Annotated in this window: 16 protein-coding genes and 1 pseudogene; 4 read left to right on the top strand and 13 right to left on the bottom strand. The window is 36.1% G+C overall.

Annotation, left to right across the window (positions count from 1 at the left end; all coding sequences use genetic code 11):
• Window positions 1-51: 51 nt before the first annotated feature.
• The 4 genes from JN080_RS29895 to JN080_RS16675 form a co-directional block, all read right to left on the bottom strand.
• Window positions 52-873 carry a CBO0543 family protein gene (locus JN080_RS29895; RefSeq protein WP_375141676.1) on the bottom strand — a complete coding sequence of 274 codons (822 nt, stop codon included), beginning with the start codon at window positions 871-873 and terminating at the stop codon, window positions 52-54.
• Entirely contained in the window at window positions 756-1,241 is a 486-nt protein-coding gene (locus JN080_RS16685) for a glutathione peroxidase (protein ID WP_256237122.1), read from the bottom strand. Before JN080_RS16685 ends, JN080_RS29895 begins: the two co-directional genes overlap by 118 nt.
• 546 nt (window positions 1,242-1,787) lie before the next feature.
• The gene (locus tag JN080_RS16680) at window positions 1,788-2,936 is read right to left on the bottom strand and encodes an ArgE/DapE family deacylase (protein WP_256237121.1); all 1,149 of its coding nucleotides are present in this window, start codon (window positions 2,934-2,936) and stop codon (window positions 1,788-1,790) included.
• A 403-nt stretch (window positions 2,937-3,339) separates the two neighbouring features.
• Window positions 3,340-4,572, bottom strand: a complete 1,233-nt coding sequence (locus JN080_RS16675) for a GerMN domain-containing protein (protein WP_256237120.1) — start codon at window positions 4,570-4,572, stop codon at window positions 3,340-3,342.
• Window positions 4,573-5,135: 563 nt separating this feature from the next.
• Between JN080_RS16675 and JN080_RS16670 the strand changes: the two genes are divergently transcribed.
• Complete coding sequence (locus JN080_RS16670; RefSeq protein ID WP_256237119.1) at window positions 5,136-6,212, top strand: mechanosensitive ion channel family protein; 1,077 nt, start codon at window positions 5,136-5,138, stop codon at window positions 6,210-6,212.
• A gap of 540 nt (window positions 6,213-6,752) precedes the next feature.
• Here the strand turns inward: JN080_RS16670 and JN080_RS16665 are convergent.
• The gene (locus tag JN080_RS16665) at window positions 6,753-7,160 is read right to left on the bottom strand and encodes a hypothetical protein (RefSeq protein ID WP_256237118.1); all 408 of its coding nucleotides are present in this window, start codon (window positions 7,158-7,160) and stop codon (window positions 6,753-6,755) included.
• A 257-nt stretch (window positions 7,161-7,417) separates the two neighbouring features.
• Window positions 7,418-7,906, bottom strand: coding sequence for a sigma-70 family RNA polymerase sigma factor (locus JN080_RS16660; protein ID WP_256237117.1), 489 nt, complete (start codon window positions 7,904-7,906; stop codon window positions 7,418-7,420).
• 422 nt (window positions 7,907-8,328) lie between these two features.
• Here JN080_RS16660 and JN080_RS16655 point away from each other — a divergent pair, with 422 nt between their 5' ends.
• Complete coding sequence (locus JN080_RS16655; protein ID WP_256237116.1) at window positions 8,329-9,048, top strand: LppM family (lipo)protein; 720 nt, start codon at window positions 8,329-8,331, stop codon at window positions 9,046-9,048.
• Window positions 9,049-9,223: 175 nt separating this feature from the next.
• Here the strand turns inward: JN080_RS16655 and JN080_RS16650 are convergent, their stop codons facing one another.
• Window positions 9,224-9,553, bottom strand: a complete 330-nt coding sequence (locus tag JN080_RS16650) for a hypothetical protein (protein ID WP_256237115.1) — start codon at window positions 9,551-9,553, stop codon at window positions 9,224-9,226.
• Between the two features lie 824 nt (window positions 9,554-10,377).
• Here JN080_RS16650 and JN080_RS16645 point away from each other — a divergent pair.
• Both JN080_RS16645 and JN080_RS16640 read left to right on the top strand, forming a co-directional pair.
• Entirely contained in the window at window positions 10,378-10,524 is a 147-nt protein-coding gene (locus JN080_RS16645) for a hypothetical protein (RefSeq protein ID WP_256237114.1), read from the top strand.
• A gap of 41 nt (window positions 10,525-10,565) precedes the next feature.
• Window positions 10,566-10,769 (top strand): hypothetical protein, encoded by a 204-nt coding sequence (locus tag JN080_RS16640; RefSeq protein WP_256237113.1) that lies wholly within the window; start codon window positions 10,566-10,568, stop codon window positions 10,767-10,769.
• A 352-nt stretch (window positions 10,770-11,121) separates the two neighbouring features.
• On the opposite strand, the gene JN080_RS16635 is transcribed toward JN080_RS16640, so the two are convergent.
• From JN080_RS16635 to JN080_RS16610, 6 genes and pseudogenes are all read right to left on the bottom strand, one after another.
• Window positions 11,122-11,619 carry a DinB family protein gene (locus JN080_RS16635; protein ID WP_256237112.1) on the bottom strand — a complete coding sequence of 166 codons (498 nt, stop codon included), beginning with the start codon at window positions 11,617-11,619 and terminating at the stop codon, window positions 11,122-11,124.
• A 360-nt stretch (window positions 11,620-11,979) separates the two neighbouring features.
• On the bottom strand, window positions 11,980-12,636 hold the full coding sequence (locus JN080_RS16630) for a nitroreductase family protein (protein ID WP_256237111.1): 657 nt from the start codon (window positions 12,634-12,636) through the stop codon (window positions 11,980-11,982).
• A gap of 327 nt (window positions 12,637-12,963) precedes the next feature.
• Window positions 12,964-13,701 carry an SDR family NAD(P)-dependent oxidoreductase gene (locus JN080_RS16625; protein ID WP_256237110.1) on the bottom strand — a complete coding sequence of 246 codons (738 nt, stop codon included), beginning with the start codon at window positions 13,699-13,701 and terminating at the stop codon, window positions 12,964-12,966.
• A 269-nt stretch (window positions 13,702-13,970) separates the two neighbouring features.
• A pseudogene (locus tag JN080_RS29890) lies at window positions 13,971-14,051 on the bottom strand (hypothetical protein); the annotation flags it as partial.
• Window positions 14,052-14,518: 467 nt separating this feature from the next.
• Window positions 14,519-15,751, bottom strand: coding sequence for an ATP-binding protein (locus tag JN080_RS16615; protein WP_256237109.1), 1,233 nt, complete (start codon window positions 15,749-15,751; stop codon window positions 14,519-14,521).
• 830 nt (window positions 15,752-16,581) lie between these two features.
• On the bottom strand, window positions 16,582-16,785 hold the full coding sequence (locus JN080_RS16610) for a hypothetical protein (RefSeq protein ID WP_256237107.1): 204 nt from the start codon (window positions 16,783-16,785) through the stop codon (window positions 16,582-16,584).
• Window positions 16,786-16,789: the final 4 nt, after the last annotated feature.

Here is a 16,789-nt window from a genome sequence, read left to right as displayed (position 1 = left end):
AATACAAACTTAGTCCTCATACACATTGGACTTCGTGAAAAAGGTAATAACCTATATACCAGCAAAGTTTCTAAGCCGGCTAATTTTGTGACAGGCAAGATAAAACAAAAAGTAAATTGGAAAGGAGTAAAAAATACTCCATTTTTTTAATACATAAAATCCTAGCCATAAAAAAAAGGGTTCCCCAATAAAGGAACAAACTGATGCGAATACCAAGGTTTTAACTAATACTGAGCTGTTAGGCTTGTATTGTACTAGTAACATAACGAAAACAGGCATAATACACATATCCCAAGGAATGAATGAAGGCATTGTAGGTATAACTATTCCCGTGTAATACCATAGACCATACACTACTCCAAAAAAATCCATCCAACAAGAGAAAATGAGAGCGAAAAATCCTACAAACAACAGCCTTTGTGTACTATCTTTCTTCCTGTATTTAATCCATACTGCCCAAGGAAGAATACTGAAAACTACAGATAACCAAAAATCCCAATGAAACAATGTATTTTTTAGCCAGTAATGAATAAATTCATAGTGAGTGTCAGCTATTTTATCAAAAAATTCTCCTACCTTTTTTAGCTTCTCTGGGTCGTGAATTGTCTTCAATATCCTCCCCCCTTTGTTGCTTCTTATTATTCCCAAAAGGCAAAAGGGTATCAAACACGATTTAACTATTCTGCCATTTTGTTGAAGAAACAAACAGCCGGCTATGGTAGCCCGGCTGTTCCAGTATTCTACCCGATTGTTTGTCAGCACTGTTTCAGCACTTCTTCTATGTCGGCTGTCAGTTTTTCCGGTTCTATCTGTGGAGCAAAACGCTTTACCACGTTCCCTTTTCGGTCCACTAAGAATTTCGTGAAATTCCATTTGACCGCCTGTGACCCTAACGCGCCTTTGGCCTCCTTTTTTAGGTATTGGTAAAGTGGATCCGCATTCGCACCATTTACGTCTACTTTTGCAAACATTGGAAAACTCACATTGTAATTCAAATCGCAAAACTGCTGAATTTCCTCGTTCGTTCCTGGTTCCTGGTGACCGAATTGATTGCAAGGAAACCCTAGAATCTCCAATCCTAAATCACGGTACTTGTCATACAACGCTTGTAATCCCTTATACTGTGGTGTAAAGCCACACTTGCTCGCCGTATTGACGATAAGGACGACTTTTCCTTCGTAACGAGACAACGGTTCTGTCTGACCGTTGATTTTCTTTGCTGTAAAGTCATACATGCTCATTTTTGTTCACCTCCCAAGGTATCCTTTTGCTCTTCACTAACCACTTCGATACACGTGTATCCACTTGATAGTACACTTCTCCTTGGAAAACCATAGTCGTGTATATCTTACCTCATTTAAAATTTCTTCAATAGATGTTAATTTTCCTTCTTGAGCTAAACTCCAGATAGTTTAAGTTCCTTCACATTATGGGTATGCTTCCTCCCGATTTCCTTAATTTCCTGAATTAAATTTTACATAAGAAACAGCTTTAAATGTAAAAGAACGTTAATTTTAAAATAAATAAATCACGGAAAATTAAATAACGATTATAGGATGAATGACGATTAAAAATACGAGATAGAATGCTTTTCAAATAGGAATCTGCCTTGAATAAAACATACAAAATGATGAATAAGATTGGGTTGAAATTTTAGAAGGGGAACCGAAAAATGGATTTCTAAGGTAAGAAAAATTGGAAAATGTGTGGTTGGTGAAGATGGAAATGGTGGTCAAGATGACCACCCAAAATGGTAGTCACCTCTATATTGTTTAAAAAATCTCTTTTTATTTCGATAATCCTAAAATTAACTCTTTATAGATATCGAAGAATGCAAAGTAGTAATCTTTGTAGACATATTCATCTATTTTGTGTGCCATTTTTGTTTCGCCTGGACCAAACATCATGAATGGGAAGTTTTCATCTTTACCTCGTAATAAGTTTGATGCATCCGTCACCCCTGGCGAACCTTTAACAGAAATTTCTAAACCTAAATATTTTTTACCAAGTTCTTTAGCAAGATCAACCATTTCAGACTGTCCTGAAGTGAAAACACTTGGTAATGACATTGTCACTTCAACATGAATATCAGAGCCTTCTTTATTGTATTTGTTAGCTGTTGTGTTGAATAGGTCAATCACTTCATCGTTATCAAATTCTGGAATAGTCCGCACATTTATTTCAGCTACTGCTTTTGCTGGAACTGAGTTTACTTGATTCCCTGCATTAAAAATAGTTGTACTCATAACCAATTTATCTAGAACTTCATTTTTACGATCATCGCCATTCAATTTTTCGTCTACTTCTAATAGATATTCCATTAATGGATTAATCGCGTTATAACCTTGGTCAGGCATAGAACTGTGTGCTGCTTCACCAATAGACGTTACACGCAAGTTTAGTGATCCTTTGTGAGAGTAAATAATCGTGTCATGAGAAGGTTCAGCTACCCATAGATACTCTACATCATTCATATAGCCTTCTTCGTATAATTTTTTAGAACCTGCGCCACCGACTTCTTCACCAGTCGTTGCCATAAAACGGACAGTACCATTTTTTAGTTCATTATTTTCTTTGAGTTCAATCATCACTAAAGCAAGGTTTACTAAACCTCCTTTCATGTCATTTGTTCCACGTCCGTATAATTTTCCGTCTCTTTCTGTCAATGTGAACGGATCTGAAGTCCACTGGCTTTCATCACCAGGAGAAACGACATCCATATGACCAGAAATGCCAATGACTGGACTCCCGCTTCCAATTTCAGCCACTAAGTTTACACGAGTGTCTGTAACCGGAACAATTTTAGATTCGATGCCGTATTCGGCAAATAAATCTTTCAAGTAATTTGCCACTTCGATTTCGTTTTCATTAACAGATTTAATCGCTATAATGTCAGATAAAATCTTTATCTTTTCTTCTTTTGTAAATTGTTTCATACGAAATCCCTCCATAATTTTTTTGTCTATCCTCAATGAGAATACAACTGTAATTAACCGAAAAGTCCATTAATATGTTAGCCACTTCCGGAAATACTATACTCCTTAATACATAGAAAGACTAGTGGTGTGGCCTTTCTGTATTTGGCAAATAAAAAAGGGTCTTACGAAGGTTTGATGAAGAATTACGTTAGCTATTATGTATTTTTTATATTTTTATTTCAGAATAATATCTACAACCAATAAAGTACTCGTTTCTCTAATACCTTTAGCTTGGCTCTACGTAAGCGTCAAATAGCCCCCACCTTATAAGAGATGGAGGCTTATAGTACTATTTAGATGACTTGTTAAATGCAGTGCCTGACACTTAACACTAGAGACTTTTCTTCTTTCATAAATTAACTTATTGAATTTCGATCGAATTTTGAGTTTGTACCTTAAAGTACTCTCCTTTTTCTTTTCTTATATGACCGGATTCATATGGTTTATGATCAATCGTTAGATATACTTTCTCAGCTTGATAATATTGACCAACTGTGTTGACAATGCTTTGAAGGATCATCGCTTCGTAACCGGCACCTGCAGACATCTCATCAATAAAAGCATGATTCAAATCGATATACACATTTCCATCCTGATTTAAATATAAACTGTTGATTTCAGTATTTTTTGAAAAAACGCTGCCCAATTGATTATTAATTGGTTTTTTGTACGCCTCTCCCACTACTTTTCTGGTAATCTCATTCGTAAAAAAACGAATGGGCTGGCTTTTATGATAAATTTTTTCGTCATTGATATTTGGATAATAAAAGTTGATGTTTTGGGTCAAAGGAACATTTTCCTCTATTTTAGCCAGGGTGGAGGATATTTTGGTTGCTCCGGCAACAAAAGTGGATTTGACTAAACCAACATTTGGGGCATAATAATCAATGGTTTTGTCTTTGGCACTTTCTGTCGTGACCTCGATCGCTTTGTAATTTCCTGTTGGCGTGGTAATACCACTTGCCATATTTGTTATCGTTCTTTTTCTTCCATCGTTCAATTTCCAGGTTGTTCCCTTTTTTAATGGTTCCATCAACAAAATTTCTTGCCCACCATCTTTTTTGTTTAATTGATTTTCTCTGTAATAGGCTTCCCCCTTGGAATAAACCTTGGAAAGTTTGCCACCATTTAGATCCAATACTTGAACCCTGGCAGTACCGCCATTATTTATTCTTTGTTGAACTTTATTTCCTGAAATATAGTCATTATACACATCATACGAGGCAAATTCGTTTCCTTCTCCTTCATAAATATAGCGCGTATTTTTCTTCATTGGGAAATATTCCTTAATCGTTGCCAAATTGGTATTTGGTGATTTCATTTCCTTATTACTGCTGCTGTTATCATTTGTGCTCGTGCTATTTTGGTTCTTGTTGTTTTGGTTGGTGCTCTTGCTGTCTTGGTTGTTGCTCTTGCTGTCTTGGTTGGTGCTCTTGCTGTCTTGGTTGGTGCTCTTGCTGTCTTGGTTGGTGCTCTTGCTATTTTGGTTCTTGTTGTTATTTTTTCCAGTGCTGTTGTTTTCATTATTACTCACACAACCTGACAGGTTTCCAATTAGCATGACAAGGGCAAAGAAGGCAATCATCTTTTTCATCCCCATATTCCCCTTTCCAATTTCCTTATGAACCGTCTAACCAATAGTTCCTTATCTAATTATATAATATTGCATTAATAAATAACCCAAATATGGAGCAATGGCCGAATGTATTTCTAGGAATCCCTGCCATACATGAAATCGATTTTCATTGTTTTTATCAAATGGTTCGAATATGTGAAAAAACGCTAACCTCTTTTCAAGATTAGCGTTTTGTTCTTTCTTAATGATGAAATAGACCACACAATTTAGTGAAGGCTGCTGGAAACGGAAGGACGGAAAAGGGTGAGAAAATTAACAGAAGTGAATCCATCCACCCACAATGATTAATCGATTGTTTAGGATAGGAATACAGTTCCAGGCACTGTAAAAAGACAATTGTCCATCAGGAATGCCTGACACTTAAAACTCCTGAATGATTGGATCTGTCCCCTTTTTTTCCTTTTGTATCTTTTTGACGAGAAAAATAGGCTAAAATGACCCGAGTATGAGATCAAGTTAAATGTTATAATATGAAACGATTGTGTTTTACAGTTTAAAAGGTTGTAAGGGGATGTAGGCAGTTGAAGTTTGCTATAAATACAACATCGTTTCGAACTTTTGATTATGGCAGTTTGTTTATTATCGTTGGGGGGATCCTCGGAATCTATCTTATTCGAATGTTTCTTTTGTGGGGTGCAAGGAAACTTCCGAAATACTATGATGCGACAAAAAGTATTGTGAATTGGTTTACGTTTTTTGGAATTCTCATTTTTTTACTAATGTATTTTTCAAAAGCAAAATGGATGTTTGCGAAAATCATAAAAATTGGCAGTGTTGATGTTACCCTTTTTCTCATCATTGTCGCGATTCTGATTATTTCTTTAGCAAGCAGATTATCGAAAATATCAACCAATGTGATATTGCCTGGATTCTATCATAGGTACAACTTAGACAAAGGCATGCAATTTACTCTTGACCGGATTGTCCATTATTCAATTATGATTATAGCAATTATCATGAGTTTAAATACTGTTGGAATCAATCTTAGCGCCTTAACTGTATTTGCCGGAATAATCAGTGTCGGTATCGGTTTCGGGCTTCAAAATATTGCCTCCAATTTTATTTCTGGGATTATTTTGCTTTTTGAAAGGCCGATTAAAGTTGGTGACCGCGTCATTATTGAGAACATCACCGGTGATGTTGAGAAAATTAATATGCGGGCAACCATCATCAAAACGGTGCTTAATGAGCATATTATTGTACCAAACTCCTATTTTTTACAACAAAAAGTCATTAACCGGTCATTTGGTGACCCAAGAACGTGCGTTGTCATTCCCATTGGCGTTGCTTACGGAACGGACGTGGAAAATGTACGTGACTTGCTGCTGGAAGCGGCAATGGAAGAGCATGCCGTTTCACCAGTTTTACTGGCTTCACCTGAACCATCTGTAAGCTTTGTTGGCTTTGGAGATTTTGCACTGAATTTTGAATTGAATGTTTGGGTTCAGGACCCAAATAAATTAGGCTTGATAAAAAGTAATCTCAACTTTAGAATCAATCGAATCTTTACCGAAAATCACATTGATATCCCTTATCCACAAATGGATTTGCATATTAGAAGTATGGTGGAAAAAGATAAGGAATTAGTAAGGAATTAATCCATTTAAACAAATTGGTGGGGTTAGTCCCCCGGCAGAATAACGCGTTAAATTGCCGGGGGACTAACCCCTTTTTTGTGTAATAATTAAGAAAAAAACAAAATTATATTAAAGGAAAAAGAGGCACCTTTTTTTCTTTTTAATGATCTGCAATTGCAAAATCAAATGTAAATTGTAATTTTATCACTTTTTGTTGCAGAAAAACTCTCACCTCATTTTCACTCTTAACAAGCTAAATACATGTATAGTAACTCAAACTAAATTGGTGAAATTAAATATAGCCATCTTTTCAATCAATCTACAGTATAATCAATCTCTATTAAACCTGTCATCTTTTATTTTCACTACGGAGATTTTAGCGATTCGTGTATTTGATTAAATGCCACTTCAAAACGTTCAGATAAATGGTAATCTTGTTTAATTGAACTCATAAAACTCCGTCTTCTCCTCATTAATTGTATTAGGATCTTTATTACTTGATTATTTTTTCTGCCATCCCTACACAATTCTTTGTAACATTACGTTATGTAGTTTAGTAAACTATATCCTATTAATTAGTTCACTAGATTCATCATTAGACAAATTCTCATCTTTAATGACTTCCATACACGTTGTATTATTCACCTTCACCAATGCTGTTAAGTAGTCAAAAAACATTGAGAATTCCCTTGAATATTCATCAAGTTCCGTGAACTCCATAACAGAATATGCGTTCCATTTTCGATCAAATATCCCATCACTATATATATCATGCTGACATAACACAAATACTTCTTTGCCTAGTGCATTTGCCATCTCAGCTTCTAAATGAAGCCAACCTGATGTGTATTTTCTGTGGGTATCTATATGCTCTTTCTTTGATCCTTCTGTATCTTTTATATAGTAGGCATTGCTTCTCTCTAGACCTATTGCAATAACAGCTTTGCATCTTGAAATCTCATTTCTCACCTTAAGTAAAGGATCTTTTCCATCATAAAAATAAACTCACAGCTAACTGGCAAAATCCCAATCTTTTTTAACCGATCCTTAAATCCACTTAGATGGTTCGAATATATGAAAAAACGCTAACCTCTTTTCAAGATTAGCGTTGTGTTCTTTCTTATGATGTCATAGACCACACAATTTCAATAGTAAAGGCTGCTGGAAACGGAAGGACGGAAAAGGGTGAGAAAATTAACAGAAGTGAATCCATCCACCCACAATGATTAATCGATTGTTTTGATCTGCTCCAGCAATTTCTTTCTGGCGTTCATCCTCCGTTGTTTAATGGCGGATACGGTGACACCTTCACTTTCAGCGATTTCCTTTACAGACAGTCCAGTGAAACAAGCCTTGATAAGCCAGTTGATTTCCTTTTCGTTTAAGGTTTTGCCATAAGTGAGCAGGAATTCCTCCTCAAAGGGCAGGACGTCACTCTGTTCCGTGATCAGTTCCCAGTATTCCTTATCAGGACAGACGTATCTTTCAGACAATATTTTGTTTTTCTCCATTTCATGTAAGATGCAACCTTTAATCCACGTGTAGGCGAAACTGGTAAAGCTTCCTTTTTCGTCATTATAGTATTTCTGTGCATCCCAAAGTGCGATTAAACCAGTTTGATAGAAATCATCAACGTTCTTATAAATATGCAAGGTATGGATAATTTTGTGAATCATAGGCTGATACTGTTCTGCTATTTTCTCGAAACTTTCCATGTGCGAATCCTTTCAGGATAGCGCGCCTCCAATGTATTCCCGGGTATCTCTACCATACATGGAATAGAAAATAGCAGCGAATCGCCAATAATCACTTTTGGTTTAGAAAAACGGGCATAAACTTCAATTTTTGCATACAAAAGTGACTTTTGAGGGCGATTTTTAACTTTTGAAACAAATAAGGGGTAAATTTCAAGTGGGTACTGTTTGATTGAAGAAGGGGGTTCCTATGTACCTAGCGAACTACAAAATTTTTACATAGCAAATCTCCCTTGTTTTGAGCATAGTATTTAGCGGGCTCATAGCAACTAGATAGAAAGATTCGAGTCTAAATAACTATTATTTTACATAGTTTTACATTTTCTCCTTCCATCTATGATATGATTACCAAACAGTACTATAAAAAAGAGGGGGCTAAGTATATGAGGAAAGTATCTTTACTTGCTGTGTTTTTAATTATTTCGGTCATGTTAGCCGGATGTGTGAAATGGAACACAAATGTCAATGTTCACTCTGATGGAACTGCGGACCTCACACAGGTGATTGGCTTAGCTAAACAAATTGCAAATAATCCGCAAATCATGGATAATAGCGAGGTTTTGCCCGATAATAAAAAGAATCAGCTAGAAAAACAAGGATTTGATGTTCAGAAGTTTACAGATGATAAGTATGTAGGATATAAACTTAAAAAACATTTTAACAGCGTGGAAGATCTGTTGAAAACGAATATGATTAAGGATAATAAAGATCAACTAGTAGATGTAAAAGTCACTGTGGACAAAGGGCTTTTCAAGAATGTTACCAAAATGGGCGGTACCATTATGTTACGTATGAAAAATGATAATTCTAGCAATGACCTAGGTAGTGGAATGGCAAGTGCAATCCTGTCAAACGCAGAACTACAATTTTCAGTAACTTTGCCGAACAAAGCTGTATCCAATAACGCTGATAATGTAAAGGGAAATACATATCAATGGAATTTGCAAATGAATAAGAAAAAAGATGTATCTTTATCCATTGAAACGCTAAATCGCACCAACATTATGATTACAATCGCAGTTGGTTTAATCGTCATTCTTTCTGTAGTAGGAATTTTCATTAGCAGACGAAAGCAAAAAAACAATTTCAACAAATCTATTTAAATAGCCTCTTTACATCTTGCCTGTCGATTGGAATTTTAGAGGAAATGGCACCATAAAAAGACACTTTTCCATTGATGGTGCTTGGCATAATCTTCAAATTAGACATGAAAAAATTCATCTCCTGTACTATTTATGTACAGGAGATTTTGTTGTTTATTTGAACAAGTCAGCTAGTTCATCCTCTTTCATTCTCTAAATAATGGCATGGCTGCAGTGACACAATGAGTTTAAATTCTCTGTAATTCCCTTCTATTTCGATATTCTCCCCAAACACCTGTTGAAGATAATATTCCTTTTTCTTAATCTCCTTCGGATCCATGCCAACAGGGAGAGAGAAAGTATAAAGAACAGCTTTTTTGTCGTAATCAAAATGAACATTTCGGATTTTAGGATAAATGGTTCCGTTGGTTTTACCATATGCATAGGTAACACCAATGTTCCCACTTTTAAAAACCTGTAATAAGACATCTTTTGCACGCTGTTTTTCTATCCATACTGATATCATAAAAAACACTCCTAAACGTGTGAAATTAGACAAATGGCAGATCCTAAACCGGCAACGGGAAGGGCCATACGGAGAACACTGGAAAGAGCGGCTTCAAGTTCTATAATGCCATTTTTAGCTACCTTTTTTTGAGAATAGCAACAAAGAAAATAGCACTAGCTGCCATTATGAAATAAATATAGAAGATTGCAAGAGGATTGATATAGAAGGAATAAGCGGTTATGTGTTTGTGTAATGCTTTTTTTGTTGGAGCTGCGGTTGACCTCTTTTCCAAAATATTTGAAAAAATTGTTTCATTTGGGATTTATAGCAATAGGTAAATCGTAACGGACTTTTCATGCCGTTTTACCTCCCACACTGAACTTGGAGCACTTCTCACCCCTACAAACATTAGTCTTAACAAATTTTAAAGAGCTTCATAGGATACGACGGGAACACCATACGATGCTGAAGCTTGAATATGAACTTGAGAAGATCTCCCTTCACTAACTTCCACGTCTTAAATTATCTAAAGGGAAATATATGTACAGCCACAAAATTTTATTACTGGTACAAAAAATCACCTTCACTTTTTATTAATGACGAGATATTTGGGGTCAGTTCCCCACCAAATTAAGCGTTAATTTTATCAAGGGACTGACCCCATTGTTGGTCCGAGTTCAAGCATCAAATAAAGGGCTCCCTTTTGCTAAATAGGAAGCCCTCTAAGTTCTGTAATGGACTAGAAAGATTTGTTTTTATACCATCTAAAAATTTTCGATATAAATCAATGCATCACAATATACCGCTATTTTCATTTGCTGTGTCCTGCAGGGGTGCGGACTGTGATTGAATCAGTCAATGTGATGTTGTCAGAGGTGTTTCCGACGTATACATTGTATTTACCATCTAAAGTTTTCCAGGAATCAGCGTTTGAATCCCAGATAGACAGCGTGTGGTTGCTTGCTGCAGGATCACTAGAACCATGTTAGCTTTTGAAAGTTATTGAAAATTGTAATGGGTTAAAGACGAATTGATGAAATGGGCAATTAAGTACGGAGAATGGATTAATTGGGATAAAGATAAATTAATTCCTAATGGTATTGAAATGGAAGAAGAACACAATAAACAAGGTGCTAAATTAGCAGAAAAAGTAAAGAAGGAACTTAGAGAAAAATACAGAATAATATTTTCACCTTCAACAATGGCAAGAGGTTATGCAAATAAGCAATATTAACACGGGTAGCGTTAGTCAATAATATTAACGCTAAACTCCTCAGCAATAAAAACTGTATTCGTCTGGTAAACAAAGGAACAACTGCTATTCCTGCTACTGATGAAGAATTAAAACAATATCAAGTTAAAAGAGTTTATAAGTCACGCAAATGGCTTTTGGACTTGGACTGGAACAGTTAATCTTTTCCTATACAAAAGAAAGAGCGCAATGTCTATTCTGGAATTGCGCCCGATTCTTGAATATCACTTTTCTTAGAATGAATATTAAAACGGATTAAGTGCAAACTGAGTTAACAGATGAAAAAATTCTGATAACAAAAAACTAGCAGACGCCGGCTTTTTTCATTACGATATCAGCTTTTTTGAGCATTCATTGCTTCCCATTCTTCTTTGCTAGGACCATATACGCCAGGAACTTTTAAGTCAGCTCGTCTCATAAGGACAGTCAATTGTCCGCGATGATGAGCCTGATGTTGAATTAGCAGACGGAAAACACCTTGAACTGGCATTTCCATTCCAAATAAATTCACCATTTTGTTCATTTTTTCATCTGAAATTTGTTCAGAAAATGCTTGTGTTAATCGCTGGCTTACTGTTTTGTAGGTCTCACTGATTTCAGCAGCTGATTTCGGTGCCTCTTTTTGAAGATCAGGAATCTCAAATTTTAATCCAACCTGTGAAGGAAAGAAGTAAACTGCCCCAGTAATGTGCCAAGCCAGGCTTCCAATGCTGTATAATCCTGGAGAAACTTCCTGATTCAACGATTCATCCGTCAGCACATCCAGCACTTTTTGGGTAACAGCTGCTTCTTGTTTCCATTCATTTACGAAATCATTTACTGATGCAAACATTCCATTTCCTCCTTAGATTAGCAAATCACCCATCTTTTGACAGGTCTTTCAAATCCATTGTATCATGTTCAGCTAACCACCTGCTTCTCTCAAAGGCTGTTAATCGAAGGATATTTTGCCGTTCTTGTAAAAACCCTATTCAATAATCTGATCTAATAAAAAAGACGCACATATTCAAGAAGTGCGCCCTTTACTTGAATATCAAAGGCTTTTAAAAATGGGTTCGTACTTATGATACAAATCAAATAAGGGTTTGAAATGTTTGCTCTCTGTGGTGACATCTATGGTTGGAATTCCTATGAGTGACCTTCAAGCGTCGGAATAATTCAGGTATAAATGTCTTTTCTTTTGCATGATGTCTTAAGGCATTTCGTTAAAAAACACTACATCCTCAATAGGAAGACGTGTAGTCGGATGTCCTGGTTCCGTTGCTTTTCCGATAGCAATGAGCATAACCGGCACGTATTGTTCGGAAACTCCGAAGGCTTCAACGAACTTTGCTTGATCGTATCCTCCCATCGGAACGGTGTCGTAACCTTTGGATCGGGCGACAAGCATGAGCTGCATCGAGATAAGTCCTCCATCCGTATATACGATTCGGCGAGCCACTTCAGGCGGCAAGCTTGAGTACATTCCGACCGTACGCTCGATGAATGATTTAGCGGTATCCGCCGGCATAAAGCCTGCTTCAACTGCTTGGTCGTATATTTTTTCAGCCTTCTTGTAGCTTTTCACGTCGCCAAGCACAGCAATAACGGCAGAAGCCTCGACTACCTGTTGTTGATTATACGCAATTGGCAGGAGCTTTTGCTTCAACTCCGGCTTATCGATGACTAGAAAACGCCATGGTTGCAGGTTCGATGAAGAAGGAGCCAACGTTGCTAGCTCCAGTATCTCGGTCATTTCTTCGCGTGGGATCTGCACAGTTGGATCATATTTACGAACAGAACGACGTTCCTTAATGACATCCAAGAATATTGGTGGTTCAAGCATTTGAATAGTTTGTGAGTTTTTCATCATTATTCCTCCTAGTACTGATCGTTTACTTCATCCCTTCTACGAATTTTTAAGGGAAATTCTTTTATAGCAAGGGTTCAAACCTTAGCATGAAAAGTGATAAAAGATCGTGCATTTTCATGTAATTTCCACTGTCCAGCACTTATCATTTAAGAATAGATAAGCTCTAAAATTTGATATTTCTTAATAATTAATCCCACCTATATTTTAAACCAGCTAATAGCCTAAGTATAAAGGTCTCTCTTAACTATGAGCCCTACACAAAAAAACCACCACCGATCAAGGTGATGAGCAAAATAAAACAAGATTCCTTTATTAGTTATACAATTATTGAGCTGTATAACCACCATCAACAGTTAAGCTATTACCAGTCATGAATGCAGAATCATCAGAAGCCATGAATAATACAGCTTTTGCCATTTCTTCTGCTTTGCCAAGACGTTTCATCGGAGTGATCGCAGCTAATGCTTGTTTACTTTCTTCTGGAATAATTGGTGTATCAATGAAACCTGGGCATAATGAGTTAATACGAATATTTTGTTCTGCATACTCAAGTGCAAGTGAACGTGTTAAGTTGATCACGCCACCTTTTGATGCGTTATAGGCTGCTGAACCAGGTGAACCAACCCAACCATACATGGATGCAGTATTCACAATTGTACCCCCACCCGTTTTTAGCATTTCACGGATTGCTTCACGTGCTACTAGGAATACACCATCTAAGTCAACATTTACTGTGTTACGCCACTCAGAGTAATCTAAATCATGTGAAGAATGAACGCGCCCAATACCTGCATTGTTGAACACAACATCTACTCTACCGAAAGTTTCAACTGCTTGTTTAAAGACATCAGCTACCTCTTCTTCACTTGTAATATTTGCTTTTACAAAAAGCGCTTCTGCATTTTGCGCCTTTAACTCTGCTTCAAAAGCTTTTCCTTTTTCTTCGTTTAAGTCGACAAGTACTACTTTTGCGCCCTCTTCAACAAATAATTTTGCTGTTGCAGCACCAATACCTGATGCCCCCCCTGTAATGACTGCTATTTTATTTTCTAGTTTTCCCATTTTATACTACCTCCAATATTTTAGTTTAATAAACCTCTCTCAAATTAAATTATTTTCAATTCAAGATAATTATAAACTCACTATAATAATTAATCAAAGAAATTGCTTTTTATAATTTTCCCTTTTGGGGAAGTATAATACATACTTTGTTGAATTTTCATATTGAACTATTTTCCGGTTATTTTAAGTACAAATCCTCACAAGGTCTTCATCGAAATGGAGCGGCCAAGGGCAGCTGAGGCAGTTGGCCATGTATAATGCCGGCTTTAAGCCTCTCCTACTGTTTCTGTAGTCGTGGCTGCATATGCACGTGCCTGCCCATCATAGGCTATTACTAAATAATCCTTTATTCTTTCCCCCACCTTTGTCAGCAAACCTGGTTGTTCCATATTCTAATGAAAATTTGCTATTATTTAATCTTACTGGCACCAAGTCCAAACCTTTAGAGAAGATCCGTTAACTGTACTTTTTCCTCATTACTTTTTGTCAGATGTTGATGGGTTTAAAATTTCTAATCCCTTAGATTTTAGTGCTTGACATATTACCGCCGGACTTCTTTAACGATCCGGTAAATAGTCGAATCTTTTGTTTTAAGACGATAAATAAATCATTCTTATGAGCAAAATCATATTTAACTACTATTTTGTTAGCGACACATATGGAATGACAAAGGGCACTCTTTCCAAAATGAAAATTTCCAAGCAGTATACGTGAAGTTTTTCAATACTGCGGTTAAATAAAAGCCACAAAAAAATTCCGATCCTCGAAAAAGAAACCAGAATTTTTTTTATCGAAGAAAAGGAATGATATGACACAACTATACAGGAATGGTTATAGTAAAATTCTTTCCTTTCCCTTTTTCACTTTCTACTTCAATTTTGCCATTTACTTTATTAATCGTACTATAAACCATAAGCATTCCAAGACCTGTACCTTCCTTTTTGGTCGAGTAATAGGGTCTTCCCAAATATGAAATTTCCTCTTTTGTCATTCCAACACCCATATCTCTTATATGAATTACGATGTTTTTCTTTTGCTCCGAAACACGAATAAAAAGAGTACCTCCTGTTTCTTTCATCGCTACTATTCCGTTTTTATATAGATTCATTAAACATTGCTGTAATTGGTTTTTATCAAACCAAAAATATAGATTATTCTGAAAATCATAGTTTATTTTGACTTGATGCATGTTTGCATAAGGGGTAATAATATTTTTTACATATTCTGTTTCGTCCTTAAGATTGGAATAAATCATGTTTTCAGATTGAGGCTGGGCAAATGCAAGAAAATCACTAACGATTTTTTCTAGGCATTGTAGTTCTAATAATGAAAGTTCAATATACCTTTTATCTTCCGTCGTGACCCTCTCCGACTTATTTAAAAGCTGCAGAAATCCGTTCGTTACTGTAAGCGGATTCCTAATTTCATGTGAGATACTTGCTGATAACTCACTAATCACATGTAATCTTTCCGAATGTAAAAAAGATTCACGGTTGTTTTTATTAGCAATAATTTTCTCCACTAAAATCATAAAGATGACCATTAGGGCCACGTGAGTGCTCATGGTGGTTAATATCCAGTGCTCCCTATTCAATGCTGGTAAAAATGACACAAGGGAGATGAGATAGAGAACCATCGTGAGAAAAGCAGCAAATGCCGCAATAAGGATTCGTTTTTTTGAATTCTGTTTAAGAAAAATTTTACTTAATAAGGGAACTAAAATAAAAATAACGGTAGAAAAAACCAGCGATTGAATTATCCCTTTCCCGCCGATTATAAACCGATAGACATTTAATACGATATAAAGTGGGAAGGTGTATTTGTAGCCACCAAAAAGGGCAACCAGGAGAAATGGAATATAGCGTAAATCAAAAATAAATCCGATTTTTAATTTTATAATAGGATATTCCATACACAAAACCATTGAAATAGCTGAAAAAAGGATAAGAATATATTTATAATAATTTTGAATTCTGTTTTCAAAGAATATTAGAAAAATAACAACAGGAAAAAGTAGAAAAAGAAAATTCAATAGTAAGGATTCAATCAAGTTGAACCTCCTTTCTAAGATGTAAACACCTCTCGCCTTACTAAGTTAAATCTCAATTTGCTGAATAATTGGAATTTACTTGGATTCCGGAAAAAATTTTTTCGAAGTTCGCCAGTTCTTCTTCTGATTCTACTTTAAAAGAAAAGTGATCGACTCCCGGAGAATCCGCTTCTTGAAGAATCAAACTATGATGATCATATTCATCCTATGCTTTTAAATAAACCTTCCTTCACTGCTCCCCACAACAACCAACCCGATAACATTTGTGTAATAACAACAGATTCCTCAAGATCCATAACTCTTAGTTCAGTTTAGCCAATATGCATAATCGACATAAACAGCGCCTCTTTTGTGCGATTTGTAAGCGTATTCTTATTTTATGATTTTCAGAATTGAACAATCAGTTCCGCTCATTTTTGTGATTATTTTCATACGAATTGTATTAAATTAAAAAGCGAAAGCCCCGTTTAGTAACGTTGGACTGAAGCACCCCTAATCTCGCTGCGGCTCCTAGCTCCTCAAGGTAAAGTTAAAAGTTACCATCCAAATATTGTACATTTATATAACTTTCTTATTAAAACATGGCCCACTTTTTCCTTAACGGTTTGTTTTAATCTTCCGCTGTTATTATTAGTGATTGGAAAAATTCAAATAAAACGTGCGACATTTAAAGTGTCAAAATAACGAGTTCCTTTGAAGGGGTTCTTTCTCATGGAGGTGTCGATGTCCCCAAAAAACCGTTAACACTCTTTAAATCATTTGGAGCAAGGTGAAGCAATCGACACGATTTTGGCGTTGGCCAGGAATTTTCCATGGGGTGCGGTATACTTTTAAAAAAAAAGGGAGAACTCGGTCCCCCTTCTTTCTGTGACTTTTTCCATGATGGATTCGAGCCTCGATGGCTTCTTGTTTGCTCTGAAATTATCAGTTAGTGGAGTAAATTGTGTAATGACCTCGTCTTCTTGAAAAAATCTACCTACATAATAGCCTGTACTTGATTTTGCTACCTTCGACTCATGACCACTTGTTTTCATTCTC

Source organism: Bacillus sp. EB600, from assembly GCF_024494385.1.
Taxonomy (GTDB): Bacteria; Bacillota; Bacilli; order Bacillales; family Cytobacillaceae; genus JAEVLT01.
Note: the sequence above shows the minus strand (reverse complement) of the source record. Positions and strands in the feature narration are given on the sequence as shown.